The 26440-nt window shown below is 61.8% G+C and carries 20 protein-coding genes and 1 tRNA gene; 10 read left to right on the forward strand and 11 right to left on the reverse strand.

Annotated elements, in window-relative coordinates; all coding sequences use genetic code 11:
* The first annotated feature begins 528 nt into the window (after positions 1-528).
* Positions 529-2844, forward strand: a complete 2316-nt coding sequence (locus tag F7R11_RS08465; RefSeq protein WP_064802592.1) for an AAA family ATPase — start codon at positions 529-531, stop codon at positions 2842-2844.
* 12 nt (positions 2845-2856) lie between these two features.
* Here F7R11_RS08465 and F7R11_RS08470 read toward each other — a convergent pair whose 3' ends face one another.
* From F7R11_RS08470 to F7R11_RS08480, 3 genes are all read right to left on the reverse strand, one after another.
* Positions 2857-3126, reverse strand: coding sequence for a hypothetical protein (locus F7R11_RS08470; RefSeq protein ID WP_151180519.1), 270 nt, complete (start codon positions 3124-3126; stop codon positions 2857-2859).
* 106 nt (positions 3127-3232) lie between these two features.
* Complete coding sequence (locus F7R11_RS08475) at positions 3233-4255, reverse strand: M35 family metalloendopeptidase (protein ID WP_082932798.1); 1023 nt, start codon at positions 4253-4255, stop codon at positions 3233-3235.
* Positions 4248-4613: a hypothetical protein gene (locus tag F7R11_RS08480; RefSeq protein WP_151180520.1), complete on the reverse strand. Its 366-nt coding sequence runs from the start codon at positions 4611-4613 to the stop codon at positions 4248-4250. Before F7R11_RS08480 ends, F7R11_RS08475 begins: the two co-directional genes overlap by 8 nt.
* A 530-nt stretch (positions 4614-5143) precedes the next feature.
* On the opposite strand from F7R11_RS08480, the gene F7R11_RS08485 reads away from it, so the two are divergent.
* The gene (locus tag F7R11_RS08485) at positions 5144-5404 is read left to right on the forward strand and encodes a hypothetical protein (RefSeq protein WP_064802596.1); all 261 of its coding nucleotides are present in this window, start codon (positions 5144-5146) and stop codon (positions 5402-5404) included.
* Positions 5405-5477: 73 nt separating this feature from the next.
* Here F7R11_RS08485 and F7R11_RS08490 read toward each other — a convergent pair whose 3' ends face one another.
* Positions 5478-5819: a DHCW motif cupin fold protein gene (locus F7R11_RS08490; protein ID WP_021194885.1), complete on the reverse strand. Its 342-nt coding sequence runs from the start codon at positions 5817-5819 to the stop codon at positions 5478-5480.
* Between the two features lie 358 nt (positions 5820-6177).
* On the opposite strand from F7R11_RS08490, the gene F7R11_RS08495 reads away from it, so the two are divergent.
* Positions 6178-7461: a dicarboxylate/amino acid:cation symporter gene (locus tag F7R11_RS08495; protein ID WP_064802598.1), complete on the forward strand. Its 1284-nt coding sequence runs from the start codon at positions 6178-6180 to the stop codon at positions 7459-7461.
* A 109-nt stretch (positions 7462-7570) separates the two neighbouring features.
* On the opposite strand, the gene F7R11_RS08500 is transcribed toward F7R11_RS08495, so the two are convergent.
* On the reverse strand, positions 7571-8230 hold the full coding sequence (locus F7R11_RS08500) for an NADPH-dependent F420 reductase (RefSeq protein ID WP_064802600.1): 660 nt from the start codon (positions 8228-8230) through the stop codon (positions 7571-7573).
* Between the two features lie 81 nt (positions 8231-8311).
* Between F7R11_RS08500 and F7R11_RS08505 the strand changes: the two genes are divergently transcribed.
* On the forward strand, positions 8312-8692 hold the full coding sequence (locus F7R11_RS08505; RefSeq protein ID WP_064802603.1) for a winged helix-turn-helix transcriptional regulator: 381 nt from the start codon (positions 8312-8314) through the stop codon (positions 8690-8692).
* Positions 8693-8701: 9 nt separating this feature from the next.
* Here F7R11_RS08505 and murI read toward each other — a convergent pair whose 3' ends face one another.
* The 4 genes from murI to F7R11_RS08525 form a co-directional block, all read right to left on the reverse strand.
* A complete protein-coding gene (murI, locus tag F7R11_RS08510) occupies positions 8702-9523 on the reverse strand; it encodes a glutamate racemase (protein WP_064806256.1) in 822 nt (273 codons plus the stop codon).
* A gap of 17 nt (positions 9524-9540) precedes the next feature.
* Positions 9541-11064, reverse strand: coding sequence for a fumarate hydratase (locus F7R11_RS08515; RefSeq protein ID WP_048932725.1), 1524 nt, complete (start codon positions 11062-11064; stop codon positions 9541-9543).
* Between the two features lie 273 nt (positions 11065-11337).
* A complete protein-coding gene (locus tag F7R11_RS08520) occupies positions 11338-11889 on the reverse strand; it encodes a zinc metalloprotease (protein WP_064802605.1) in 552 nt (183 codons plus the stop codon).
* A gap of 34 nt (positions 11890-11923) precedes the next feature.
* Positions 11924-12883: a DMT family transporter gene (locus tag F7R11_RS08525; protein WP_082932799.1), complete on the reverse strand. Its 960-nt coding sequence runs from the start codon at positions 12881-12883 to the stop codon at positions 11924-11926.
* Between the two features lie 203 nt (positions 12884-13086).
* Between F7R11_RS08525 and acs the strand changes: the two genes are divergently transcribed.
* Entirely contained in the window at positions 13087-15069 is a 1983-nt protein-coding gene (gene acs, locus F7R11_RS08530; protein WP_021194877.1) for an acetate--CoA ligase, read from the forward strand.
* Between the two features lie 135 nt (positions 15070-15204).
* Complete coding sequence (locus F7R11_RS08535; protein WP_082932800.1) at positions 15205-17271, forward strand: sodium:solute symporter family protein; 2067 nt, start codon at positions 15205-15207, stop codon at positions 17269-17271.
* Positions 17272-17338: 67 nt separating this feature from the next.
* Here the strand turns inward: F7R11_RS08535 and F7R11_RS08540 are convergent, their stop codons facing one another.
* Positions 17339-18910 carry a methyl-accepting chemotaxis protein gene (locus F7R11_RS08540; RefSeq protein ID WP_021194875.1) on the reverse strand — a complete coding sequence of 524 codons (1572 nt, stop codon included), beginning with the start codon at positions 18908-18910 and terminating at the stop codon, positions 17339-17341.
* A 1087-nt stretch (positions 18911-19997) separates the two neighbouring features.
* Here F7R11_RS08540 and F7R11_RS08545 point away from each other — a divergent pair.
* A complete protein-coding gene (locus F7R11_RS08545) occupies positions 19998-20276 on the forward strand; it encodes a DUF7696 family protein (protein ID WP_021194873.1) in 279 nt (92 codons plus the stop codon).
* 148 nt (positions 20277-20424) lie between these two features.
* Here F7R11_RS08545 and F7R11_RS08550 read toward each other — a convergent pair.
* A tRNA-Ser gene (locus F7R11_RS08550) sits at positions 20425-20515 on the reverse strand.
* A 52-nt stretch (positions 20516-20567) separates the two neighbouring features.
* Here F7R11_RS08550 and F7R11_RS08555 point away from each other — a divergent pair.
* From F7R11_RS08555 to F7R11_RS08565, 3 genes are all read left to right on the forward strand, one after another.
* Positions 20568-21923, forward strand: a complete 1356-nt coding sequence (locus F7R11_RS08555) for a M23 family metallopeptidase (RefSeq protein ID WP_151180521.1) — start codon at positions 20568-20570, stop codon at positions 21921-21923.
* Positions 21924-21948: 25 nt separating this feature from the next.
* A complete protein-coding gene (locus tag F7R11_RS08560; protein ID WP_231973172.1) occupies positions 21949-22788 on the forward strand; it encodes an outer membrane protein in 840 nt (279 codons plus the stop codon).
* A gap of 385 nt (positions 22789-23173) precedes the next feature.
* The gene (locus F7R11_RS08565; protein WP_064802613.1) at positions 23174-26422 is read left to right on the forward strand and encodes an autotransporter outer membrane beta-barrel domain-containing protein; all 3249 of its coding nucleotides are present in this window, start codon (positions 23174-23176) and stop codon (positions 26420-26422) included.
* Positions 26423-26440 lie beyond the last annotated feature (18 nt).

A 26440-nucleotide genomic window follows, 5' to 3' on the forward strand; every position in this document is an offset into this window, starting at 1 on the left:
GAGAGCGGAAAAAATAGGGCGGAGTGCGGCAATGGGCCTTGGCAGAGCAACCGTTCAACAAGGCTCGGCTTCAGCGCTTGCCGAACACGATGAGCGAAACCCCGATGCTGATCAGCAGACTCAGGAGCAGTTCCATGGCGCCTAGTGTTGGTGTCGGCAGGGTCGCTGCCGACATGACAGGTATTTTAGGCCCGCAACATGCAACAGTGTTGCGAAAGTCGGGGTGCGACTTTGTTTCAGCCTATTGCAGCGATAAGAAAAAGTATAAACGATAATGATTCCTATTTGCGAAAAATCCCATGATCCTTTCGACGTCTTTCGTGGGGCGGGCTGCACATCCAGATGACGGATAGCGGAGAACTGGCTGCCCAGGCGCTTTGATCGTATGGGCTCAGCGGGCCCGCAATTTGCGGGCATGGGGGTCGACCCGGGTACGCTGCACGCGCAAACACGCTAGGATGAAAAGCATTCAAACACGGTGACCGGCCGGCCAACCGTGAACGGGGAAGCGGTGAATAGGGGGCGACCATGGATGAAGACAACCTCAGCCTGGACGACGCCGACGATGGTACGTTCGTCCCCACGGGCGGCAGGCAGCCTCAATCGCTGTTGTCGTCACTGGACTCCATGTGCGCGCAATTTGCGTTGCGTACGGTCTGTGCGATGGGCCTGCGCTTCAATCTGCGCACCAACATCAACGACATTCTCACCGTCTGCGCGCCGGAGCTGATCTGGCCCGTGACGGTCATCCAGCGCCTGCAGCGCTTCCTGGCTGCGCGCTGCGCCGATATGCCCGGCTGGCGCGCCGTCGGCAAGCTGGATCTGCCCACCTTCATGGACCGCCACGGCCAGTGGAGCAGCGCCTTTGATGAAAGCTCGCTGTTCTATTACCTGGATGAGTACGTCAAGCATCACGCCAAGGACATGTTCACCGTGTTTGGCGCCTCGTGCGATGCACTGGGTGAGCGGCTATCCAGCGAGCGCGTGCTGCTGGTCGGCAATATCGACATGCTGGCGCACGTGCTGGGCCTGCCGCCGCATGAGCGCGCGCTGCTGCTGTTCGCGTCGCTGGTGAAGTACAAGCGCGACCTGCGTGCAGTGATGGTCGATTGCAAGGTCGCTCACAGCCAGGAGGCCTTCCAGTTGCTGGCGGGGCTGGCAGGCGCGAGCACTGCCGAAGTGGCCGCCTCCCTGCGCCCCGGTTCGCGGTTGGAAACGCTTGGCCTGATCGAGCCGCCGTTGCCCGAGAACAGCGTCACGGACCTGGGCGACCTGATGCGCATCTCCGATCGTCTGCTGCACGTGCTGCTGGGCGATTACGCGTGTGAGGCGGAGATGATGGCCGTCTTCACACGCCCCGCGCCGCCGACCACGCTGGCGCAATCCGACTATCCGCATGTCGAGACGGACGCGCGCTATCTGACCGCCTTGCTGGAAAACGCGTCGCAGACGCGTGCCGTGGGCGTGAACATCCTGCTGTACGGCGCGCCCGGCACCGGCAAGACCGAACTGGCCCGTGTGCTGGCGCGCGATGCCGGTTGCGAGTTGTACGAGGTGGATTGCCTCGACAAGGATGGCAACAGCCTCTCCGGCAAAGACCGCTACCGATCGCTGCAGGTCTCGCAAGCCTTCCTGCGCGGTCGGCCTGGCGCCGTATTGCTGTTCGATGAGGTGGAAGACGTATTCCCCGGCCCCACGCGCGAGTTGATGAGCCTGTTCGGGCATGAAGAGCCGCGCGGCTCCGTCAACGGTAAGGCGTGGGTCAACCAGACGCTGGAACAGAACCCGGTGCCGGTGATCTGGGTGTCGAACTCGATCCGGCAGATCGATCCGGCGTACCTGCGGCGCTTCCAGTTCCATCTTGAGTTGAAGGTGCCGCCGCCGACCGTGCGTGAGAGCATCATCCGCAAGCATCTGGAAGGGCTGGAAGTGTCGGATGCCTTCATGGCCAAGCTGGCCGCGCGCAAGACACTCACGCCTGCGCAGATCGACTCGGCCGCACGCTTCGCACGCCTGACGCAGCCGGCGATGGAAGAGTCTGCAGAATCGTTGATCGTGCGCCAGCTCGATCATGCAGATCAGGCCATGGGTTTGCGCCCGGAAGTACCGGCGCACCGTGTCGTCACCGAATACAAGCTCGATTATCTGAACTTGGAGACGCGCTTTCCTGTGGAGCGCGTGATTGAAGCGCTACGTGCGCGCAAGCGCGGCACGCTGTGCTTCTTCGGGCCGCCGGGCACGGGCAAGACCGTGTTGGCCGAGCACATCGCCAGCCAACTCGACGTGCCGCTGATGATCCGCCGCGCATCAGACCTGATGAGCAAGTACGTGGGCGAGACGGAGCAGCAGATTGCCGCCATGTTCTCGCGTGCGGAAGAAGAGCGCGCGCTCCTGCTGCTCGACGAAGCTGACAGCTTCATGCAGAGCCGCCAGGGCGCGGTGCGCAACTACGAGGTGTCGGAAGTCAACGAGATGCTGCAGGGCATGGAGCGCTTTGACGGCATCTTCATCTGCACGACCAACCTGTTCGATCGGCTGGATGAGGCGGCGCTGCGGCGCTTTGCGTTCAAGATCCGCTTCAGGCCCCTGATGCGGGCGCAGCGCGAGCAGATGTTCATTGCCGAGGCGCTGGGTGGCAATGCGGATGCGCTCAAGCCGGTGTGGCGCGAGATTCTGGCCTCGCTCGACATGCTCACGCCGGGCGACTTTGCGGTGGTCAAGCAGCAATCGCTACTGTTGGGCGAGGCGCTGGAGCCGGAGGCGTTTCTCGCGCAACTGCGGCAGGAGCATTCGATCAAGCCGGAGTTGCGCGAGCACCGGTCGATTGGTTTTACACCGCGTTAATTCTTACGTGTCTTAGTAGTAGGGCTTCCCTTTGGCGTCGCAGCATCCATTTGGGCAGCCCGGACCAAACTCGATCATTAGGGTTGAAGGCGTGACCGCAGAGTAAGGGTCGGAGTGGTATTTTTCAGCACCACCAAAAACAATCCGATCCCCGTCTTCCCCCATGCCCATTAGAAAACTCTTTACCCATTGGGCTCTACGTTGAGCCAAGTCCTCTGTTTGTTGGCCTACTTCCTTGAAGCCAACTAAAACGAATATTTGATGATTGGGGTACTTTTTCATTTCTATCGTCCACGAGGCAAGCTTTGCTGCTTCCCCCCCTTCCAAGCGATCCGACCATTCTGGAAAGTGCGCGTAGAAATGTTCGCTTGGCTGGCATGCGAGCGCGCTAGAACTTAATGATAGAAGTACCGAAGTTGCTAGGGATATTGCTATCGCGGACCACGATGTACGCGGCCACATTGTCCGCATTCTTGATGCAAATCGGGGATTTGGCGCGTGCCAGCGCAATTGCGTTCCATATTCTGTACTCTTCATCTTCCGTATCCAGTGTGTCGATAAAATGCGAAATCTCGTGCGCCAATGTGAGAATCTGAGAATCAACTCGGTCGCTGTCGTCACGTAGTGTGCAGAAGCCTAGTGCAATAGCAATCGTATGATTTTCCGTATCGGGCTTACACACGGCTGCTATTACCCCTCGCTGTTCTGCCCCTGGTCTTGGCACGCATCCAACATGCTTGAGCGCCGTTTCGGAGTAGCGCACAAAGTTCGCCGGTGTGAGGGATTTGAGAACGCGCAACATGCGGCCGAGCCCGTCGAGCAGTGTTTCCCGCGTTGCGTGATCAGCTACGCCGAACCATGTCACAACATTGCGCTGATCTTGGGTGTTCCATCGTTGCAGCTCGCCCAATCGGTTTTGTGTGCGTCTCACCAACTCGGCGGACAGCCTCATGATCAACTCTGCAAACTGCTCGTTGGTCATATTCGGACAGATCAACTCTGGATGATCCTGCAGCGTCGATTTCCGATCTGTCTCCTTGAGTGACGAAGCCATCATCGGCTTCTGGCTGTGTGGGGGAATGTACGTGGGTATCGACCAACTGGACTCGCTCGCCGGAGTGCTTGCCGAACTGTTGATCTCAAGAAAAATCCCCGGATTCGCCCCAACGATGACGCGATTCTTACCGCACGGGCAGAGCACAAGGTCGCCGTCAACCACGACGGGCCGCCCGTTGTCCGACATGCCTTGCCCAGTGCCAGCAATCTTGAAAACGCCATCGCAACGGCCGCAGGTTGCCTCTTCCCCGGTTAGCGCGATCCGTTTCCCATCGTCGAAGATCGTCGCCTGGAACGCCATGACCGTCCCGCCAGTTGTGGTGGGGTCGCCGTGCCTAACAGCTGCCTTACGCATGATGCTGCTCCGGTAGAGCATAGGCGGCGTCAATCAATCCGGCGACGGGCTTGTCTGCGTGGACGGTGATGCCGAAGTGGTCCCGCAAGCCATTTGCAATCCTGTCGCCATTGCTCAAGCGTGAGCCGATCAGCCCCAAGGGCTTATCGCCCCACGCGGCGACGGCACCTGCGCCGTCTTCATAGGTCACGATATCGCCGACATGCGCGAGGGTGAGTCCGCGATACCCTGTATGGGTGCTCGTCTTGCTTACCCAGTCACCTCGTCCCGTCTCCGCGCCGATGGTCGCAAAGGGGTGGGGCGCTTCGTTGGTTTGCTGTCCTTGCACTGTTGCTCCGTTATTGGTGGTGATCGGCACCCGTTTTCGGTGGGTTTGAAAACCGCAGAGCAAGTCGCTTAGGAACCCGTACCTTGCTCGCGTGGCAGATTCCCAAAAACAGCAACAGGAAAGCTATAGGACGAATCTGGCTTTGGCTCAGAAATGTCGAGATCAGCGCAGAACCATCGCGCATCAATGTTCAATGCGTTTCTTCCGATAGCGGACGAAGAACCGCGCTCGCTATAATCACGCCGCTATCGCCTTCGCGATAGTCAGGGTTTCGCAGCCCACAACCGTAGACGGATGACCGCTTTTGGGCGGTTGCAATATCCGCGTTCGTGCACGTCTGTACTTTGGCGGGCCGGGCAGGGAGACCGAAAGGTCTGCTGGTTTCTACGGTTGCCAGTCTGCGAACCTTGCCGTCGGGCCCGCCACCCTCGTTTCGCAGCGAAGGGCGGGTCTTCTAACCGTAGAGGACCTATGTCTACACAATCCGCTAGCGGGCATCGCCCCGCGTCTTACCCCTCGCCGCCGGTCGCCACCGCGCGATCCACACACGGAGGCGGTCAATGAAAAATCGGCACGTCTATCTTTCGGGGGCGCTTGAGGCGCAAAGCTTCTTGCACTGGATACAAGCCGATGCGCGCGCGAACCAACGATTCGAGCCGACACGGCTGCGATCGCAAATCAATTCGGTCACGCTTGCGCAGCCACCGGCCTTTCGCGCGGGCTTTATCGACGCCATCGGGGCGTTCATCGCGCTCACGCTTGAGGGTGTGTCACCCAATCCGCAGCAATGGGATGTGCGGAGGGTGTTGGATCAGCGCTAGTCAGCCGCCAATCACAACAACATGAACACGCATTTCCCCGAGCGCGGGGCGGGGATTTTTCAGCGTGTGTCGATCAATCGACAATAAAGAGCTGGGCGCCCGTCTTTGTATAGGACTGATGCGCCTCGGCATCATCCCCCACCTGGTAGCTCATACCGGGCGTGAGCGTGAACTTGCGGCCGTCTTCCAGCGTGGTTTCCAGTTCGCCGTCCAGGCAGAACAGGATGTGACCTTTCTTGCACCAGTGGTCGGCCAGGTAGCCCGGGGTGTACTCGACCATGCGCACGCGGATGCGGTTGGGCTCGTCACCGAAGTAGCGTGTGCGCCAAAGGGCCATGCCGGTCTCGCCGGTATGCTCGGTGGGCTCGATGGCGGACCAGTCGGTCGTGCCGAAAGCAAAGGGGGCCATCTTCATCGTGGGGATCCTATGGGTTTGCCGACCGATGATGGTAGCAGTGACGCAAACGCCGCATCACGTGTGTGCTAAAGGGCGCTTGTTGGTATGCGCCGACGGCATTGCGCACCAATCAATAATCTCGCTGACGATGCGCGATGCCAATGCCTGTGCGGCATCGGCACGAGCCGGCAGCCAGCGCTGGGCAATCTATGCAAAATTTGCATGTTGCTATGCAACATCGACATAACGATCGCCATCTGCTTGTCTAATATCCTCGCTTTTTACAAAGCGTGACGAACTTGGGCCGCCCTTGGCCCACACAAGATCCGCTGGCCCGTGACCGCCCTCCGGCCCCGGGGAATTCCTGGAGAAAGTCTTGAACACCAAACGTCTGACCTCCCACATCGGCATTGCCATGGTGCTGGGCATTGCCGTCGGCTGGGGCTGCCACGAATACGCCAAGGACGCCGCTGCGGCCAAGGACATCGCTTCGTACTTCAGCATCATCACCGACATCTTCCTGCGCATGATCAAGATGATCATCGCGCCGCTGGTGTTCTCGACCCTGGTGACGGGGCTGGCGAGCATGAGCGGTGGCAACGCGGTTGGCCGCGTGGGCCTGCGCGCGATGATCTGGTTTGTGTGTGCGTCGGCCACGTCGCTGGCGCTGGGCATGCTGCTGGTCAACTTCTTCCAGCCGGGCGTGCACATGAATCTGCCGCTGCCCGACATGGCGGCAACGTCGGGTTTGAAGACCGGTGACTTCACGCTCAAGGCCTTTATCACGCACGTGTTCCCGCGCAGCATCGTGGAGGCGATGGCCAACAACGAAATCCTGCAGATCCTGGTGTTCTCGCTGTTCTTCGGCGCCGCGCTGTCGACGATGAAGAACCCGATGGAGTCCGTGATCGGACGAGGCCTGGAAGAACTGACCAAGCTGATGTTCCGCATTACCGACTACGTGATGCGCTTTGCTCCGCTGGGCGTGTTTGCCGCTATGGCCGCCGCCATCACGGTGGAAGGCGTGGGCGTGCTGTGGACCTACGGCAAGCTGATCGGCGAGTTCTATCTGGGCCTTGCGCTGCTGTGGGCGATCCTGTTCTTCGTCGGCTATGTGCTGCTGGGCCGCTCGCTGGGCCGCCTGCTGGGGCTGATTCGCGAACCGACCATGCTGGCGTTTGCCACGGCCAGCAGTGAGTCGGCGTATCCGAAGACGATGGAAGCGCTGGAGAAGTTTGGCGTGCCCAAGCGCGTTGCCAGCTTCGTGCTGCCGCTGGGGTATTCGTTCAACCTCGATGGCTCGATGATGTATCAGGCGTTTGCGGTGATGTTCATCGCACAGGCCTACAACATCGAGATGAGCTTCACGCAGCAACTGACGCTGCTGCTGGTGCTGATGCTCACGAGCAAGGGCATGGCCGGTGTGGCGCGTGCGTCGCTGGTGGTGGTGGCGGCCACGCTGCCGATGTTCCACCTGCCGGAAGCCGGTCTGCTGCTCATCATCGGTATCGACCAGTTCTTCGACATGGGCCGCACGGCCACCAACGTGATCGGCAACAGCCTGGCCACTGCCGTGGTCGCGAAGTACGAGCCGGCGGATGAAGAGGTGAACGAAGGCGAGTCGGTGGGTTCTGCTGCACCGGCGCAGCCGTCGGTATAACGCAGCGCAATGCCGTCGCTTGACGGCGTGAGGTGCCAGGCCTTCGAACGGGCCTGGATGCAAAAGGCCCCGGCGTGATCGGGGCCTTTTGTTTTTTCAGCCCAGCCAATCAGACGTGCTGCTGCGTGGCACGCAGCTGGCGTGCCCCGTCCGCCCGGTGATAGACGAACCCGGCATCCGTCCCACCGCCCTGACGCACGGCGATCTGAATGTTGAGATGCGCCATGGCCTCGAGATAGCGGGCGTTGCTCAAGGGGCCTGTGACGACCGGGGCGAACCCCGCGCTTGCGGCAATGTCTGCGACGATCGTGTTGGCCTGCGCATCGTCACCGGCAATGAACGCCGTGACCGGCTGTCCGCTGCGATCAAGCCGGTCCGGCGTCATGATGTCGGCAAAGACCGTGTTGAACGCCTTGACGAGCCTGGAGGCGGGGAGCAGGTGGTGCAGCGTTTCGGCGGCGGAGGCGAACGCTCCCAGCGGCAGCGGCGACCAGTCGTCCTGCAGCGCATTGGTCGCATCCACGACGATCTTGCCGCTCAGCCGTGACGCTAGCGGCGGCAGTGTGTCAGCACACGCCTGGTACAGGATGGCGATCACGACAACATCGCCATGTGCCGCAGCCGCTTCCAGCGATGTCACACGATAGCTGGCACCGGGGCGTGCACGTGAGACATCGCGCAATCCCACCACTACGTCGTGACCGGCTGCCGTGAGCAGGCTGGCCAGATTGCCGCCGAAATTTCCACCGCCAAGAAACGCAATCTTCATGGTTTGCACCCTAAGGTTGATTGGGAGGCCCCATCTTTCCGATAATGGTTTCTATCGTCAATTAGGTACCTAAAAGTAACCATGTCGAGAAAGATTCAGCTACCGCCGGATGCGTTCCTGAAAGTGTGTCCGTCTCGTGGCGTATTGGCGCGCGTCGGGCAGAAGTGGACAGTGCTGACCATGGTGGCGCTGCAAGACGCGCCCATGCGTTTTGGCGATATCCGGCGGCGCCTGGAGGCGGTCTCGCAGAAGATGCTGACGCAGACGCTGCGCGCGATGGAGCGCGACGGACTGATCGAGCGGCACGTCTACGATGAGCGACCGCTACGTGTGGAATATGCGTTGAGCCCGCTCGCGCGTACCTTGTTGCCGTTGGTGATTGCCCTGAAAACCTGGGCGGAGGATTCGCTCAAGGTGATCGAAGCCAACAACCGTGCCTTCGACCGCAAGTTTCCTGCGTGAGGGCGTCGACTACGACGTTGCCAGGGAGGTGTCGCCAATCAAGACTTGGCTGGCCATCGGCGCTTCGCCCAGCAGCGCGGCCACCATGGCCTGCAGCGGAAGCACATCGCCAGTGGTCATGAAGCGTGGCGATGCGGCTGGTCCATCAGCTTGCAACTGCGCCGCGACCAACGTGCGGCCCAGGTGGCGTGCAACAGCGTGGCCGGTATCGATGAGCGTCAACCGATCGCCCGCAATCTCGCGGATGGCGTCTTCTAGGAACGGGTAGTGCGTGCAGCCATGTACCAGCGTGTCGGCGCCGGCATCCAGCATGGGCTGCAGATAGGCTTGCAGCAGTTCCAGCACGGCGGGGGAGTGCGTGTCGCCGCGTTCGATCAACGGGACGAGGCCGTAGCCCGGCTGGCTCATCACTTTGCAATCGCCGGAGACCGCAGCCAACAGGCGCGCGAATTTCTCACTGCGCAACGTGCTCTCCGTGGCGAGCACACCGATCACACGGCTCTTTGAGTGTGCGACCGCCGGCTTCAGGCCCGGCTCGACACCAATCACCGGCACTGCCAGTTTTTCGCGTAGCACGTGCACGGCCTGCGCCGTGGCGGTATTGCACGCGATCACCAGCGCCTTGCAGCCTTGGTTGACCAGCCACTCACACGCAAGCAACGTGCGGTCGGCAATGTATTCGGGAGATTTTTCCCCGTACGGGGCATGGCGGGAATCCGCCAGGTAGAGCAGCGATTCGGCCGGCAATTCGGCACGAATCGCGCGCAGGACGGAGAGGCCTCCGAGACCGGAATCGAAGACGCCGACCGGTGCCTGCGCGCGTGTCGTCATATCAGACGTTGAGCAGATCAGGCTGCGGCGACCGGAATCTTGCCGATCTTCGCTTGCCATTCCGCCGGGCCGGTCTTGTGGACCGACGTGCCAGAGCTATCGACTGCGACGGTGACCGGCATGTCCTTCACGTCGAATTCGTAGATGGCTTCCATGCCCAGGTCTTCGAACGCCAGCACCTTGGAACCACGGATGGCCTTCGACACCAGGTAAGCCGCACCGCCCACGGCCATCAGGTAGGCCGACTTGTGCTTCTGGATGGATTCGATGGCGACCGGGCCGCGCTCGGCCTTGCCCACCATGGCGATCAGGCCCGTCTGAGCGAGCATCGTCTCGGTGAACTTGTCCATGCGCGTAGCGGTGGTCGGGCCTGCCGGGCCGACGACTTCATCGCGCACCGGATCGACCGGGCCGACGTAGTAGATCACGCGGTTGGTGAAGTCGATCGGCAGCTTCTCGCCCTTGGCCAGCATGTCGGCGATGCGCTTGTGCGCAGCGTCACGGCCGGTGAGCATCTTGCCGTTGAGCAGCAGGGTCTGGCCCGGCTTCCACGAGGCGACTTCTTCCGGCGTGAGCGCGTTCAGGTCCACGCGCTTCGACGTTTCGGTGTTCGGTGCCCATTCCACCTTCGGCCATTGCGACAGGTCCGGCGCTTCCAGCTTGGCAACGCCGCTGCCGTCCAGCGTGAAGTGTGCGTGGCGCGTGGCTGCGCAGTTCGGGATCATCGCGACCGGCAGGTTGGCGGCGTGCGTCGGGTAGTCCAGGATCTTGACGTCGAGCACGGTGGCCAGGCCGCCCAGGCCCTGCGCGCCAATGCCCAGCGCGTTGACCTTCTCGTACAGCTCGATGCGCAGCTCTTCCGCACGGTTGCTCGGGCCGCGGGCGATCAGGTCTTGAATGTCGATCGGCTCCATCAGGGCTTCCTTGGCCAGCAGCATGGCCTTTTCAGCCGTACCGCCAATGCCGATACCCAGCATGCCCGGCGGGCACCAGCCGGCGCCCATGGTCGGCACGGTCTTGAGCACCCAGTCGACGATCGAGTCCGACGGATTCAGCATCACGAACTTCGACTTGGCTTCCGAGCCGCCGCCCTTGGCCGCGACGATCACGTCCACCGTATCGCCCGGCACGATCGACATGTTGATCACGGCCGGGGTGTTGTCCTTCGTGTTGGTGCGCTTGCCAGCCGGGTCCGCCAGCACGCTCGCGCGCAGCTTGTTGTCGACGTCGTTGTACGCGCGGCGCACGCCTTCGTTGACCATGTCTTCCAGGCTCATCGTGGCGCCGTCCCAGCGCACGTTCATGCCCACCTTCAGGAACACGGTGACGATGCCGGTGTCCTGGCAGATCGGGCGCTTGCCTTCTGCGCACATGCGGCTGTTGGTCAGGATCTGCGCGATGGCATCCTTGGCGGCCGGGCTCTGCTCCTGCTCATAGGCGCGGCCCAGAGCAGTGATGTAGTCCATCGGGTGGTAGTAGCTGATGTACTGCAGCGCGTCGGCGACGCTCTGGATGAGGTCTTCTTGACGAATGACGGTCATGGTGGGGACCAACGTATAGGAATGAGAAACCGGGATGCGGTAGGGCAATGGTCAGCGGCAGTGATGCGCCGCAGTGATTTGCACTACGCACCAGCGGCGGGCGCCGCTGGCTCAGAACAGCCGCAGATCATACACCCAATGTCGGGGCCGGATTGTCCGACCGGATTGGTCGGAATGGCCCCGCCGACAAGGCGTTGCGTCAATGTGCCTCGGCAGCCTCACCCTGCGGGTGGGCGCGAGATGAGGCGGTCCGTCCCCTCTCGGCCCGCAGCGCTACTTGACCCGGCGCAGATGTTTCGGCCGTTTGGCCGCTGCATTCTGTTTGCGAAGTCCACTTGGCCAGCGCAGCAGGCGCCACGCGTGCTCGCCATCGAGTCCGGGCGCCGGAATCAGGTTGATGACTGCGACCAGCAGGCTGACGTAGCCGAGATACAGCACCACCTCGCCGATGATCGGCAAACGTGCAGCCGGTGTGACATTCGCCAGCAGGATCAATGGCAATGCCACCGCAAGCTGCGCCAGCGCGCCACCCCAGGCAATCACGTAGATGTCCCGTTGGCGTGCAGGTACCTCATGCACACACATGCCGTGGAAGAGGCCAAGGTAGATTGCCTCGGTCCGGGCGCCGGCACGCCGCGCAAAGTAGGCGTGCCCGGTTTCGTGCAGCAGGATGATGCCGAAGTACGAGCAGAGCGCCGCCAGAGCCGTGAAGGGCGCCTTGATGGAATACGCCAGCAGGACAGCCGAGACCGCAAGGACGGTCCAATGGACATAGACGGGCGCGCCAAAGACTCGCAGGCTACTCAGGCGGAAATAGCGGTTCATCGGGTGGTGGTCTATCGCGTGTTTGGAGATGGTGTTATTCGCGATCCAGCGACGGATCAAGCGGGTCCAGCGGATCGACTACCCGGCCGCGCCGCACAGGTTGGCGAGGCCGCGCCGGCCAGCTCGCCACCAGGATGCCCGCCACCACGCAGGCCAGCGCCACGGCATGTGGCCAGCCCGGTGTTTCACCCAGCGCGACGATGCCGTACGTGGCCGCAGCAATCGGCAGCACCGAGGTGAACACACCTGCCAAGTGCGCCGGCACGTGCCGAATGCCCTTCATCCACAGCCAGAAGGAGAAGATACTGGCCGACAGCGCGTACCAGACCACCAGGCCCCAGATGGAAGCCGGCACGTTCGATGCATCGAATGTCAGCAGCGGCACCAGGCCCAGCGGCAGCATCAGCAGGCCGCCGATCAGGTGCGTGTACGCGCAGATCTCGATGGCGGGCAACGTTTGCGTCAACCGCCGAGACAAAATCACGTAGATCGATTCGCAGATCACCGCGCCCATCACCAGCGCATTGCCCAGCAACGCTTGTGAGGCATCCGCAGGCGTCGCGCCGGAGGATTCGCCACCACGGTACGCGTTGAGAATGGCCACGCCTGCCACGGCCAGCACGACCGACACGAAGGTCCGTCCCGACGGCTTCTCGCGCAGCACCAGCCACGACAGCAGCGCCACCGTGGCCGGGATCGTGCTGGTGATGATGCCGGCAGCCAGCGCCGACGTGAGCTTCACACCGTTGAGCATCAGCAGCGTGAAACCGAAGGTGCCGAAGAACGCCTGCAGGAAGAGGTTGGTCCATTCGCCGCGCGTCACGCGCTGCATGCGCGACGGCTTGTACCACGGTGCCATGCACACGATGGCGATCAAAAAGCGCATCAACGCAAACAGCATCACCGGCATGACGGCGACGATCGATTTGCCGAAGCCGACGTTGCTGCCGACCAGTGCCATGGCAGCAATCAGGAAAAGGGCGTGGATGGGCACGATGACGAATTGGGTGGAGAGTGATGCGGGACGCGGCTTTCAAGCCGGCCATGTTGCATTGCGATGCGCGCCGCAGTGCTGAGTGACGCATTATAGTAATGCCCTTCGCGTCAAATTGCGGCGTCAGATACGTAAGGCTGGAGTCAGGTCAGCCGCTTAGATTCGCCGCAAAACGATTACAGACACCGCTATCAGGAGACAACATGGCTGGCATTGAATCTGTTCTGCAGGAACTGCGCGTCTTCGACCCGCCCGAGTCCTTCGTCAAACAGGCCAACATCGCCGGCATGGACGCCTACCGTGCCCTGTGCGCCGAGGCCGAGCACGACTACGAAGGCTTCTGGGCGCGCCTCGCACACGAGCACCTGCTCTGGCACAAGCCGTTCAGCAAGGTGCTGGATGAATCCAACGCGCCGTTCTACAAGTGGTTTGAAGACGGCGAGATCAACGCCTCGTACAACTGCCTCGAACGCAACCTTGAGAACGGCAATGCCGACAAGGTCGCCATCATCTTCGAAACCGACGATGGCAAGGTCACCCGCGTTACCTACCGCGAACTGCACGCACGCGTCTGCCGCTTCGCCAACGGCCTGAAGGCACTGGGCATCAAGAAGGGCGATCGCGTCGTCATCTACATGCCGATGTCGGTGGAGGGCATCGTCGCCATGCAGGCCTGCGCACGTATCGGGGCCACGCACTCGGTGGTGTTCGGCGGCTTCTCGGCCAAGTCGCTGCAGGAGCGCATCGTCGACGTGGGCGCGGTGGCGCTCATCACGGCGGATGAACAAATGCGCGGCGGCAAGGCGCTGCCGCTCAAGGCTATCGCCGATGAAGCGCTGGCCATGGAGGGCACCGACGCCGTCAAGCACGTGATCGTCTACCGCCGCACCAACGGTAAGGTGAACTGGGTCGAAGGCCGTGACCGTGCGATGGATGAAGTCGAAGCCGGCCAGCCGGACACCTGCGAAGTCACCCCGGTGGGCGCCGAGCATCCGCTGTTCATCCTCTACACCTCGGGTTCGACCGGCAAGCCGAAGGGCGTGCAGCACAGCACGGGCGGCTACCTGCTGTGGGCGCTGCTGACCATGCAGTGGACCTTCGACCTCAAGCCCGACGACGTCTTCTGGTGCACGGCCGACATTGGCTGGGTGACCGGCCACACGTATATCGCCTACGGGCCGCTGGCTGCCGGCGCAACGCAGGTCGTGTTTGAAGGCGTGCCGACCTACCCGAACGCTGGCCGCTTCTGGGACATGATCCAGCGTCACAAGGTCAATACCTTCTACACCGCGCCGACGGCTATCCGCTCGCTCATCAAGGCGGCTGAGGCGGACGAGAAAGTCCACCCGAAGCAATACGACCTGTCGAGCCTGCGCCTGCTGGGCACCGTGGGTGAGCCGATCAACCCGGAAGCCTGGATGTGGTACCACACGAACATTGGCGGTGGCCGTTGCCCGGTGGTCGATACCTTCTGGCAGACCGAAACCGGCGGTCACATGATGACCCCGCTGCCGGGCGCCACGCCGCTGGTGCCGGGTTCATGCACGCTGCCGCTGCCGGGCATCATGGCTGCCATCGTCGATGAAACCGGGCAGGACCTGCCGAACGGGCAGGGCGGCATCCTGGTCGTCAAGCGTCCGTGGCCCTCGATGATCCGCAACATCTGGGGCGACCCGGAGCGCTTCAAGAAGAGCTACTTCCCGGAAGAGCTGGGCGGCAAGCTGTACTTGGCGGGCGACGGTTCCATCCGCGACAAGGACACCGGCTACTTCACCATCATGGGCCGTATCGACGACGTGCTGAACGTGTCGGGCCACCGCATGGGCACGATGGAGATCGAGTCGGCGCTGGTGGCGAACCCGCTGGTGGCGGAAGCCGCCGTGGTGGGCCGTCCGGATGACATGACCGGCGAAGCCATCTGCGCATTCGTGGTGCTCAAGCGTTCGCGCCCCGATGGCGATGAGGCCAAGCAGATCGCTGCTGACCTGCGCAACTGGGTCGGCAAGGAGATCGGCCCGATCGCCAAGCCCAAGGACATCCGCTTTGGCGACAACCTGCCCAAGACGCGCTCCGGCAAAATCATGCGCCGACTGTTGCGCTCCCTGGCCAAGGGGGAGGACATCACGCAGGACACGTCCACGCTGGAGAACCCGGCAATCCTCGACCAGTTGAAGGAAACCCGCTAAGAGGCCGCTGAAAAATGATTCTGACGGCCCAACGCCGCCTTGCCGTACTCGATGTACTGTCTGCGGCGGCGTTGAACCGTCAGAAGCGCTGCGCTTCATTTTGCAGCAGCCTCTAACTCCAGAAACAGGTCGCCAATCTTGGCTACTGACCCTCAACAAGACAGCCGCTTTCGCAAGCGGCTGTTTCTGTATTACGGGCTCTACACCGTAGGGCTGCTGCTGTTCATCGTCATGATGGGGGCGATCGAGCACGTGCGCGGGCCGGGCGTGTGGCTCGGTTATGTGTTCCTGTTCGTCACCATCGCCATCTATGCGTGCATTGGGCTGATCTGCCGCACGGCGGATCTGACTGAGTACTACGTGGCCGGGCGCCGCGTGCCCGCGTTCTTCAACGGCATGGCCACCGCGGCTGACTGGATGAGCGCCGCCTCGTTCATTGGCCTGGCGGGCATCGTGTTCGCCTCCGGTTATGAAGGACTGGCCTATGTGATGGGCTGGACTGGCGGCTACTGCCTGGTCGCCTTTCTGCTGGCACCGTACTTGCGCAAGTTTGGCGGCTACACGGTGCCGGACTTTCTTGCCACACGCTATGGCAATGGCGAGCGCGGCGGCAGCTCGGTGGTGCGTGGTATTGCCGTGCTGGGCGCGACGCTGTGTTCCTTTGTCTACCTTGTCGCGCAGATCCAGGGCGTGGGGCTGGTGGTGACGCGCTTCATCGGCGTGGAGTTTTCAGTGGGCGTGTTCTTCGGGCTGGCGGGCATTCTGGTGTGCTCGTTCCTGGGGGGCATGCGTGCCGTGACTTGGACGCAGGTGGCGCAGTACATCATCATGATCGTGTCGTTCCTGGGCGTGGTTGGGCTGATTGGCTGGCATCGGTATCACGATCCGGTGCCGCAGTTCTCGACCGGTCATCTGCTGCAGCAGATCGAGAAGGAGGAACTGCGCATTGCCCATGATCCGGCCGAGCAGCGCGTGCGTGACCATTTCCTGGCCGAAGCGCAGGCCCTGCAGGAGCACATTGCCCGGTTGCCGCAATCGTTCGAGGAGTCGCGCGAGGCGCTGAACACGCAGCTGAAGCTGGCGCGTGAGCGCAATGCGCCGCTGCGCGAGATCAAGACGCTGGAGCGTGCGCGCGAGGAGTTTCCTGCGGATGCGGCCAGCGCGTCGATTCTGTGGAACCTGGAGCGCGAAGCGGCCCTGGAGCGCAGTCGCGCCGCACCACCGTCCAGCGAGCCGTTTCCGTCCAAATCTGAGGCCGAGCGCGGCACCGAACGGCTGAACTTCGTGCTGCTGGTGTTCTGCCTGATGGTGGGCACGGCCAGCCTGCCGCACATCCTCACGCGCTTTCACACCACACCGTCGGTGCGCGAGACACGCAACTCGGTGAGCTGGACGTTGTTCTTCGTGGCGCTGCTGTATGTCTCTGCGCCGGCGCTGGCGGCGCTCGTCAAGCTGGACCTGCTGCAGCATCTTGTGGGCACGCCGTTTGCCGATCTGCCGCAGTGGATCGTGCCGTGGCGCAAGGTCGACCCGGCTGTCCTGACGCTGCGCGATATCAATGGCGACGGCATCGTCCAGTGGGCAGAGGTGATGATCCAGCCGGACATGGTGGTGCTGGCGGCACCCGAGATCGCGGGGCTGCCGTATGTGCTGTCCGGGCTGATTGCCGCCGGTGCGCTGGCGGCTGCGCTGTCGACGGCTGACGGCCTGCTGCTGGCGATTGCCAATGCGCTGTCGCACGACGTGTACTTCCACATGATCGACAACACGGCCAGCCATCAACGGCGCGTGACCAGCGCCAAGGTGGTGTTGCTGGCGGTGGCCTTGCTGGCGGCGTATGTGACCTCACTCAAGCCCGGCAACATTCTCTTCCTGGTGGGGGCGGCGTTTTCGCTGGCAGCTTCGTGCTTCTTCCCGGTGTTGGTGCTGGGTGTGTTCTGGAAGCGCACCAATCGCGCGGGTGCCATCGCCGGCATGCTCACCGGGCTGGCGGTGAGCGTCTATTACATCTTCGTCAACTATCCGTTCTTCACGCGCATGACGGGCATCCTGGGCCAGCCGTGGTTTGGTGTGGACCCGATTGCCTCGGGTGCGTTTGGTGTGCCGGCCGGGTTTGTGGCGGCCATAGCCGTCAGCCTGCTGACCAAGCCGAACCGGCCGGTGGTGGACAAGCTGGTTGGCTATCTGCGCGATCCGCTGTAGGCCGAAAAAAAGCCCGCGACCTCTCGGCAGCGGGCTCAATGACGGCTTGGAGAATACGGTGTGCGGCTCAGGCGTGCGCGGTATGCACAGCGTGCGGATCAATGCGGAAGAAGGCCACCGCCGCGTTGAGTTCCTGCCCCTGATCCTGCAGCGATTGCGAGGCGGCCGCGGCTTCTTCCACCAGCGCCGCATTGCGCTGCGTGACTTCGTCCATCTGCGAGATCGCCTGGTTGACCTGTTCAATGCCGCGTCGTTGTTCGGCCGATGCAGCGGCAATCTCTTCCATGATGTCCGTGACGCGGGCCACGGCCTGTGTCACTTCGCTCATGGTTTCACCCGCTTCGCTCGCCAGGGTCGAGCCATCGTGAATGCGCTCCACGGAAGACGCGATCAGCTCCTTGATCTCCTTGGCGGCGGTGGAAGAGCGTTGTGCCAGGCTGCGCACCTCGCTGGCCACCACGGCAAAGCCACGGCCTTGTTCCCCTGCGCGCGCGGCTTCCACAGCGGCATTCAGCGCCAGGATGTTGGTCTGGAACGCGATGCCTTCGATGATGCCGGTGATGTCCGCAATCTTGCTCGAACGCTCGCTGATGTCCTGCATGGTCGACACCACTTGGTTGACCACCGTACTGCCTTTCTGCGCGACGGCCGATGCGTTGGCCGTCAGTGCCGTGGCCTGCTGGGCGTTGTCAGCGTTCTGCTTCACGGTGGAGGTCAGCTCTTCCATGCTGGCAGCCGTCTCCTGCAGCGACGATGCCTGTGCTTCCGTGCGCTGGCTCAGGTCGGCATTGCCGGCGGCGATCTGCTTGGCAGCACCGGCTACGCTGCCGCTGCTGTCACGCACCTTGTCGACGATTTCCGTCAGGCGGCCGTTCATGTCGCGCAGGGCAGAGAGCAGGTGGCTGGTTTCATCCTTGCCGCGCACGTCGATGCGGCTGCTCAGGTCGCCGCGCGCCACGGTCTTGGCCACGTCCACGGCAACACGGATCGGCTGTGTGATCGAGCGCGTGATGATCATGCCCGCAATCACCGCCAGCAGTGCCGCGCCAATCGACAGCGCGATCAGCATGTTGCGTTGGTTGGCGTAGTTGGCGTCGTAGTCCTGCACAAGCTGCTCCTGGCGCTCGCGGGTATAGGCAGCGTAGGCTTCCGTGGCCGTGACCAGGGCGGCCAGCAGCGGGCGGCAGTTGTTGTCCATTTTCTGGATGGCTTCATCACGCTTGCCGGCCAGTGCCAGCGACACGATATCGGTCGCCACCGGGCCATAGCGCGATTCCACGCTGTCGATGTCGGCCACCAGCGCGCGGCCGCGATCGGTGGCGTCCTTGGCGTTGGCGATCATTTCCTTAAGCAGCTTGAGTTGCTTCTGCACGTCTTCGTGCGCGCGGAAAACCTCGGCCTTCTCCAGTTCCAGGTCTTGCTGCGTAACCACCAGCACCAGGTTGCGTGCGGCAATGGCGCGGCGGTCCACCGCTGTGCGCACTTCCGTGGCAACTGCGGCACGGGCGTTGATGCCGTGCACGAAATTGGAAAAACCTTCGGTCGAATTGGACAGCGCGTGCAATGACATGCCTGATACCACGACGACAATGGCTGCCAGCACGCCAAAGCCTGCAGTGAGCTTGGCCTTGATGGTCATCTGAGAAAGATTCACAGCGTCCTCCAGTCTTACGGGATGGGTGCAATCGTGATTGGCCTGGCTGCCCGGTATGGCACGAGAGAAGCGGGCGAACCTGCCACCGTTTTATTGCCGTTTGCTGCGGACTTCGAAAACGTCACCGTTGGAGAGGTGAGACCGGTTACTCCGGTTTGATTCTGTTGATCTTCACGGGGTTATCGGCGGGGTATGGAAATCCTGAACATCAATTTTGTGCAGGTTTCCACTTAGTTCTTTCTAAGGCTGTGGAGGCCTTGATCTATAAGGATTAGCGCCTTTTCCGGTTGTGGTCGCCGCACAATTTCGGATTGCGTGATGGGTTTTACGGATCACTCCCCAAGTGAAGGGGAAAATACCTTATTTTGATTAATTTAAGTCAGGTATAAGCTCAGTTTGCGGCGTTGGTTCATATAGGAAACGTTTTCGAGTGATGTATTAATCCGCTTACACATCGCTACCGCTCTCTGTATGTAAATAAAAAAGCCCGCCAGAAAAAGCGCGGGCCGATAATGCGAATGAACCTCGTTTACTGAAGAGCAGATGCTGGCAAGACCGGCAGCACGACTTTGGACGGGTGCGTCGCATCGTTATAGAACGTCAGTAAGCCCTCCCTGTGGCAGGTTGCTCACGCCCACGGCCACGCGCAGCTTGTGGCCCTTGCTGATCAGTGCGCTGGTCGGGAACACCCCCAGCCGTGTGCGCCAACAGCTTGGGCGCAGTCGATCAAGCTCCAAGCATGCCTGTCGCTGTACGGTGCGCGGCGGGCTTGGCGCCGTCATCCGCACGTGTTTTCGGCCCGAAACATCCGGCGTGTTACGTAACGCACCGCGTAACGAACGTGAGAGAAGCGTCCCCCACGTGCCGTTTTCGGATGAGAAAATTGCACCCCACCAAGGTAGGGATTCGGCCGGCAAAGGCTTGCCCGTATTGCGTTTCAAACAGGGGCGTTCCGTGTTCGAGTCGGGCAAACGGCAGCTATCGCCTTGTCGTCAAAACTGGCACAGACGTTGCGTAATTCGGTCAGACCCGCCCGGCACAGGGCGCCACGCAAAGACAGAAGGGGGCCATCATGAACCGCACCATTCAGGACGTCGAAATTGCCGCCGCCATCGATTCGGACCTGCTGCGCCGTCGCCAGCAGTTTGCTGGTCAGCCCGCCGCCTGGCAGGTGTGGTCCGAAGCCGCACACGTCGCTACCTTGAATGAGCGCGCACGCAGCGCCTTCATCGAGCGCGTGGCTGCCAGCCGCGGCGCGGACATCGCACTGCGCCTGCTGATGAAGGCCCAGTCAATCCGCGAACAGGTTACGCAGACGCTGTTGACCGAGGCGTCGGCAACGCTGCACTGAGGTTGCGCGAGGGGGATGCAGGCACGCACGACGTGTCGGCACGTGGGATGCAAAAGGCCTTGTCGGGAGACGGGGCCTTTTGTTTTTGTGGGTAGAACGCAGGGCAGAAAACAAAAACGCCCGCGTGGGCGGGCGTTTTCGTGAATTCTGGCGGAGAGAAGGGGATTCGAACCCCTGATAGGCTATTAACCTATACACGCTTTCCAGGCGTGCGACTTCAACCACTCATCCATCTCTCCGGAAGCCCGCGATTGTAGCACACCGGGCAAGTACGCCAAGCCCTCAACACGGTTGCGGTCGAAGTTCGTGATGTGCGAGCACGAAATTGACGAGAAGCGGATCATCCGCCACCTCCCATCGCATAGCCAACAACCAGGGCGCAAATCACAGCGCCGAATCGGACCGGTCCTATACACCCACCAAGAGTGCATCGGTACATTCGACCCCGATGCCGAGTTCGGCGCAAATTCTTGTGCCGTAAGGCACGACCCGATTTTCTTGTTTCTCGATTCTCAAGCGAGTGATGACGTCATGCAGTTCGACCTGCTTTCCTGTCTCGCGCGCGAACAAGGTCGCTCTGCAAGCAACGTTGTCCCGACCCGTCGAGTCCGGCGGTCGCTGTGCGCGTGTCTTGCCTTGCTGTACGGATCCATGACGGCAGTGATCCCCGCACCCGCACTGGGTGTAACGCCGGCACCGGATGCGCCTGCAGTATCGAACGTGGCATTCATGCCGCCGGCGGGCAACCTTGTTGATGCGCGTTTCTCCAATGTGCCCCACGCGCCGTGGGGCGCCTCCTCGGTGCCGTCGCCGACTGCAGATCCGCAATCCGGCACGCGAGCGGGCGAGATCGCGAGCACGTTTCGCAAGGCACTCGCGCGAGCGGATCTACCGGGCGACCTGTTGCAGCAGATCACGCGCTTGCTTCGTGGAAAGGTCGACATGTCGGCCCGAGGCCAGGAGGGCGACTACTTTCGTGTTGCCTACGAACCCGTCGCCGATACTTGCTGCGAGCAGGCGATCCGCCTGACTGCGATTGAGGTGCGGTTCCGTGGTAAGCGCCATGCGGGTGTCTGGTTTGCAACGAACGCGCGTCCACAAGGCGACTACTACCGATTCGACGGCACGCTCATGGCGGGGTTGCGCTTCACTTGGCCGGTTCAGGCAACCCGCATCAGCTCAGACTTCGGCGAGCGCACGCATCCTGTCACGGGTGTCCATCACGGGCATTCTGGTGTCGATCTTGCCGCGCCGACCGGCAGGGCCGTGCGAGCGTCCGAAGCGGGGGTGGTTGCGCATATCGGCAACGAGCGGCGCGGCTATGGCAAGTACGTGGTCATCCGGCACCCGGATGGGCTCACGTCTTACTACGCGCATCTCTCCAAGATCGCCCCCAAGTTGCGTGTAGGCATGCACATTGAACGCGCGCAGCGCGTGGGTGCAGTTGGCCGTACTGGAACGGCGACTGGGCCGCACCTGCATTTCGAAGTCCGCCGTGACGATCGTCCTGTCGATCCGCTTGCCCTGATTCGCAAAGCAAGCGTGCAAGCATTGCAAGGCGATCAACTGGTTGCCTTCCAGCGCGTTGCTGCGCTGGCGATGCTGCGTCTTGCCGGTGCCGGGCCGGCATCGGTGGTTGCGACATAAGCGGCTCCAAGCGGCATCTGTTGATTTGCAATCAACGCTGCGATGTGCCTCCGTAGCGTTACGGAGGCACAACCCGTACGCAAACGGGTTCAACGAAAACGGCGCGCTTTCTACGATGGTGGTCTCTCTCTCCTCTCATCGTTTAAAGGTTGTTTTCATGATCAAGACGTTCGCTCTGCCTGGCGCGCTTGCGCTGCTGTTCTCTGGTACCGCTTTTGCCCAAACCACCACCGATGCTTCGAAGGAAGACGGTTACTACGGTGCTGTTCGTATCGTTGGCGCAAAGCACAAGGCCGATGACATGGCTTCCACCGCCCGCCCGCGGATCGGCAGCTTTGTTTCGATTGACGACAGCGCCAATCTCGTCACGGGTTCGTTCGCTTTGGGTTACGACTTCGCCAACGGCTGGCGTGTCGAAGGTGAATACACGCTGCCGCGCAAGGATGCCTTCGTAAGCGGGTCGACGCGCTGGCCCAGCAACAACTACCACGATATTCACTCGCAACGTCTGATGGCCAACGTGTACCGCGACTTCGCGGTGGCCAAGAACGTGTCGGTGTACGCAATGGGTGGCCTGGGTCTGGCCATGCTGAAGTCGGAAGGCGCCCAGATCAACCCGGCCAATGGCTTCGGCGGTCCGTTCAACTCCGCAAGCCAAACCAACTTGGCGTGGTCGCTGGGTGCAGGCGTTTCATATTCCCCGATCAAGAAGCTGACCCTGGACCTGGGCTATCGATACGTTGATATGGGCAAGACGGAAAGCGGTTGGAACGCATTCACCAATGCTGTCGGCATGCAAGACGAAATGCTGCGCGCAAAACTGGTCTCGCATGAAATCTATCTGGGTGCGCGTTACAAGTTCTAAAAGCCTGTTTGCGATGCATTCCTAGCCACCACGCGGGGAAACTCGCCGTGTTGGTTTTACGCCCGGAGAGTTGACGCGCCGGGCGTTGTTGCATTTGGTGCGAAAAAAATCGCTCGGATTTGATATCCGGGCGATTTTTTTTGCGAAATCACGCGTGGTTGCCGGCTTTGTAAAGGGCTTGGGGCCTGGCGGGAGCTGCTGGGGTGGCCGGAGAAAGTAGGTCGATTTGGCTGGGGCAGCAACTCAAATTGATACGTGTCACCAGTTGTTGCGAGGCAGTCCGAGGCGATGTTATAAACACTAGCGCAACAAGCCATAGCAATAGCCCCCGTCATATTGCGAGAAAAAAATGAATAAGAATGCGTGGAGTCTGGGTGTTGGAGGGATGGCGATTATCACTGGCACGATGCCGGTTGGTGCCTACGCCGCCTGTTCGTCAACGGCGCCGGCCAGCGGTACGACCGTCACCTGTTCGAATCCAGGTGTCCCATCGGTGAATGCGGTTGCGGGCAGTACCAATGTCACCATCAATATCGATTCAACGGCCACTGGCAGCTACGCGTTGGCGACGACGCCGACGCCATTCTCCGTTGACACGCAAAGCGCTATTACCAACAACGGCAATCTCTCGTTGTCTGGTAACGGCACCGGCGTTGCAAATCGCGGTGCCATGCTGATTGGGGTGAATAACAACAATACGATCACCAATGGCGCGACCGGTGTGATTACGACCACCGGCACCTACAACGATGGCATAGCTGCCAACGGCAATAACAACGCGCTCGTCAACAACGGCTCCATTACAACCACCGGCAACAATTCGTATGGCATGACTGCGGCGTGGGGCCAAAGCAATCCGGGTGCCTCGGGCAATACGATTACCAACACCGGCACGGTAACGACGTCTGGAAACAATGCTCGGGCGGTGTCGTTGCTCGGTGGCAACGGCACCGTCAACAACAGCGGCACGCTGACTTCCAACGGCAGGGATGCTCCGGCCGTCTACATGCAGGGCAATAACGACACCCTGAATAACAGCGGCACGATTCAGACGACGGGCACTGCGTCGAGCGGCGGCAGCGTTGATGCAGTGGTGTCGAACACGCTCGGCAGCTCGTTTACCGCAACCATCAACAACCAGGCCGGCGGGCAGATCATCAGCAACAACGGCATCGGCGTGCGCTCGACCAATGGCGCCACAACGATCACCAATGCGGGGTTGATCCAGGGTGGCAGCGGCACTGCTATCCAGGGTGGCAATGGCAATGTGACGCTGATCCTGCAGACCGGTTCGCAGATCATCGGCACGGCCAACGGCGGCGGTGGCACCAACACGGTGACGCTGCAAGGCACGGGTACGGCGTCCAACGCGTTCACCAATTTCCAGAGCCTGACCATGGCCGGCAACGCCTGGACCTGGGCGGGTACCGGCACGTTCTCAACTGCGCTGGTGCAGAGCGGCACGCTCAACCTGACGGGCACGCTCGGCACGACCACGGGTTCGGTCGTTGCCACCGTCAGCAGTGGCGCGACGCTGCAGGCGAACGCGTCAAACTTGCCGCTGTCCGTAACCGACAACGGGCTGGTGCGTTTCCAGCAGGACAGCGCAGGCAACTACACGGGCACCATCAGCGGGTCTGGCGCGGTCGAGAAGACTGGGGCGGGAACGTTGACGGTGTCTGGCAGCAACACCTACTCCGGCGGTACCACGATCACGCAGGGCGCGTTGTCCGCAGCTGCAGATAGTGCTCTGGGGGCATCGTCGGGTGCGCTGACACTCAACGGCGGCACGCTGCAACTGGGCAGCACGTTCAATCTTGCGGCGAGCCGCGCGGTGTCGATCACGGCCAACAACGGCACGATCGATACGCAGGGCTTCAATTCCACGGTCGCGCAGAGCATGACCGGAACCGGTTCGTTGACCAAGCTCGGCAGCGGTGTCCTCACGCTGAACGGCTCCAACAGCTATGCCGGCGGTACCAACGTCAACGCCGGCACCCTGGTTGTCGGCGATGGCACCAGTGCATCGGCGGCGCTCTCTGGCGGCGGCGCGGTGGCGGTGGCTGGCGGCGCCACGCTTGGCGGCTATGGCAGCGTGACCGGCAACGTGTCGAACAGCGGCACGATCGCAGTCGCAAACGCATTGGCCAGTCTGGCCAGCGGCGCAACCGGTAACTTCCAGATCAACGGCAACCTGACCAACGCGGGGCTCGTGCAACTCGGCGGCAGCGGGGTCGGCAACACGCTGACCGTGGCGGGCAACTACACCGGCCAGAACGCGACGATCGCGTTGAATACGGTACTGGCGGGCGACGGCTCCGCATCGGACAAACTCGTTGTGAGTGGTGGCACTGCAAGCGGCTCAAGTGCACTCAAGGTGACAAACGTGGGTGGGGCAGGCGCGCAAACGATCGCCGACGGTATTCAGGTCGTGCAGGCAATTCACGGCGCAACAACCAGTGCAAACGCCTTTACGTTGTCGGGCGGCGTTGTCAGTGCTGGAGCCTATTCGTACTACCTTGTAAAGGGGGGCGCTGCGAGCGGCGCCGGCAACAACTGGTACTTGCGCAACACGATTCCGGCACAGCCGACACCGTCGACGCCGCCTTCGTCTGTAGCGGAGGGCACGCCGGAATCGATCATCGAGGCCGTGGCTGCGCCCGGCACGGATCCGATGCCCGTCTATCGCCCGGAAGTGGCGCTGTACTCAGAAGCCCCAGCGGTCGCACGTCAGCTCGGATTGCTGCAGATCGATACCTTCCATGAGCGCCAGGGCGAGCAGGGCTTGCTGACCGAGAACGGCACCGTGCCGGCTTCATGGGCGCGTGTATGGGGTGGCAATACCAACATCAAGCAGAAGGGCGATGTAAGCCCGTCGTTTGACGGCACGGTGTGGGGCATGCAGGTTGGTCAGGATCTCTACGCGGACACCCAACAGAGCGGCCATCGCAATCACTACGGTGTGCTGCTGGGCTTCTCGCGTGCAGTGGGTGACGTGAGTGGTTTCGCGTTGGCGCAGCAGGGGTTGGGCGTCGGCTCCTTGCAGGTCAACGGTTACAACCTCGGCGGTTACTGGACACATGTCGCGCCGACGGGGTGGTACACGGATGCCGTCCTGATGGGCAGCGCGCTGACGGTGCGAACCAGCTCCATGGATAACGTGCACGGTTCAACCAACGGCAACGCCATCACGGGCTCCGTCGAAGCCGGGCTGCCGATCCCGCTCAGCCAGGGGCTGACGCTGGAGCCTCAAGCACAACTGGTTTGGCAGCGGTTGTCGCTCAAGGATTTCAACGATGGCATCTCGAACGTGTCGTGGAACAACGGCAACACGTTTCTGGGCCGCGTGGGTGCACGCTTGCAGTGGTCGTTTGATTCGAACGGGATCAACTGGAAGCCGTATCTGCGCTTGAACGTGCTGCGCTCGTTCGGTTCGGATGACAAGACCACGTTTGGTGGAAACACCACGATTGGTGCGCAGGTTGGCCAGACGGCCGGGCAGATCGGTGCAGGGTTGGTCGCGCAACTCAGCAAGCGCAGCAGTGCGTATGCAACGCTCAGCTATCTCACGAATCTGGGTGGTGAGCACCAGCGCACGATTCTGGGCAACGTGGGGGTGCGTTGGGCGTGGTGAGGCGACTGGGGCGATTGG

It is taken from the genome of Ralstonia insidiosa (genome assembly GCF_008801405.1).
Lineage (GTDB): Bacteria > Pseudomonadota > Gammaproteobacteria > Burkholderiales > Burkholderiaceae > Ralstonia > Ralstonia insidiosa.

Coding starts and splice junctions, on each gene's coding strand:
- F7R11_RS08465 (WP_064802592.1), top strand. CDS start 529: ATGGATGAAGACAACCTCAGCCTGGACGACGCCGACGATGGTACGTTC.
- F7R11_RS08470 (WP_151180519.1), bottom strand. CDS start 3,126: ATGAAAAAGTACCCCAATCATCAAATATTCGTTTTAGTTGGCTTCAAG.
- F7R11_RS08475 (WP_082932798.1), bottom strand. CDS start 4,255: ATGCGTAAGGCAGCTGTTAGGCACGGCGACCCCACCACAACTGGCGGG.
- F7R11_RS08485 (WP_064802596.1), top strand. CDS start 5,144: ATGAAAAATCGGCACGTCTATCTTTCGGGGGCGCTTGAGGCGCAAAGC.
- F7R11_RS08490 (WP_021194885.1), bottom strand. CDS start 5,819: ATGAAGATGGCCCCCTTTGCTTTCGGCACGACCGACTGGTCCGCCATC.
- F7R11_RS08500 (WP_064802600.1), bottom strand. CDS start 8,230: ATGAAGATTGCGTTTCTTGGCGGTGGAAATTTCGGCGGCAATCTGGCC.
- F7R11_RS08505 (WP_064802603.1), top strand. CDS start 8,312: ATGTCGAGAAAGATTCAGCTACCGCCGGATGCGTTCCTGAAAGTGTGT.
- murI (WP_064806256.1), bottom strand. CDS start 9,523: ATGACGACACGCGCGCAGGCACCGGTCGGCGTCTTCGATTCCGGTCTC.
- F7R11_RS08515 (WP_048932725.1), bottom strand. CDS start 11,064: ATGACCGTCATTCGTCAAGAAGACCTCATCCAGAGCGTCGCCGACGCG.
- F7R11_RS08520 (WP_064802605.1), bottom strand. CDS start 11,889: ATGAACCGCTATTTCCGCCTGAGTAGCCTGCGAGTCTTTGGCGCGCCC.
- acs (WP_021194877.1), top strand. CDS start 13,087: ATGGCTGGCATTGAATCTGTTCTGCAGGAACTGCGCGTCTTCGACCCG.
- F7R11_RS08540 (WP_021194875.1), bottom strand. CDS start 18,910: ATGACCATCAAGGCCAAGCTCACTGCAGGCTTTGGCGTGCTGGCAGCC.
- F7R11_RS08545 (WP_021194873.1), top strand. CDS start 19,998: ATGAACCGCACCATTCAGGACGTCGAAATTGCCGCCGCCATCGATTCG.
- F7R11_RS08565 (WP_064802613.1), top strand. CDS start 23,174: ATGGCGATTATCACTGGCACGATGCCGGTTGGTGCCTACGCCGCCTGT.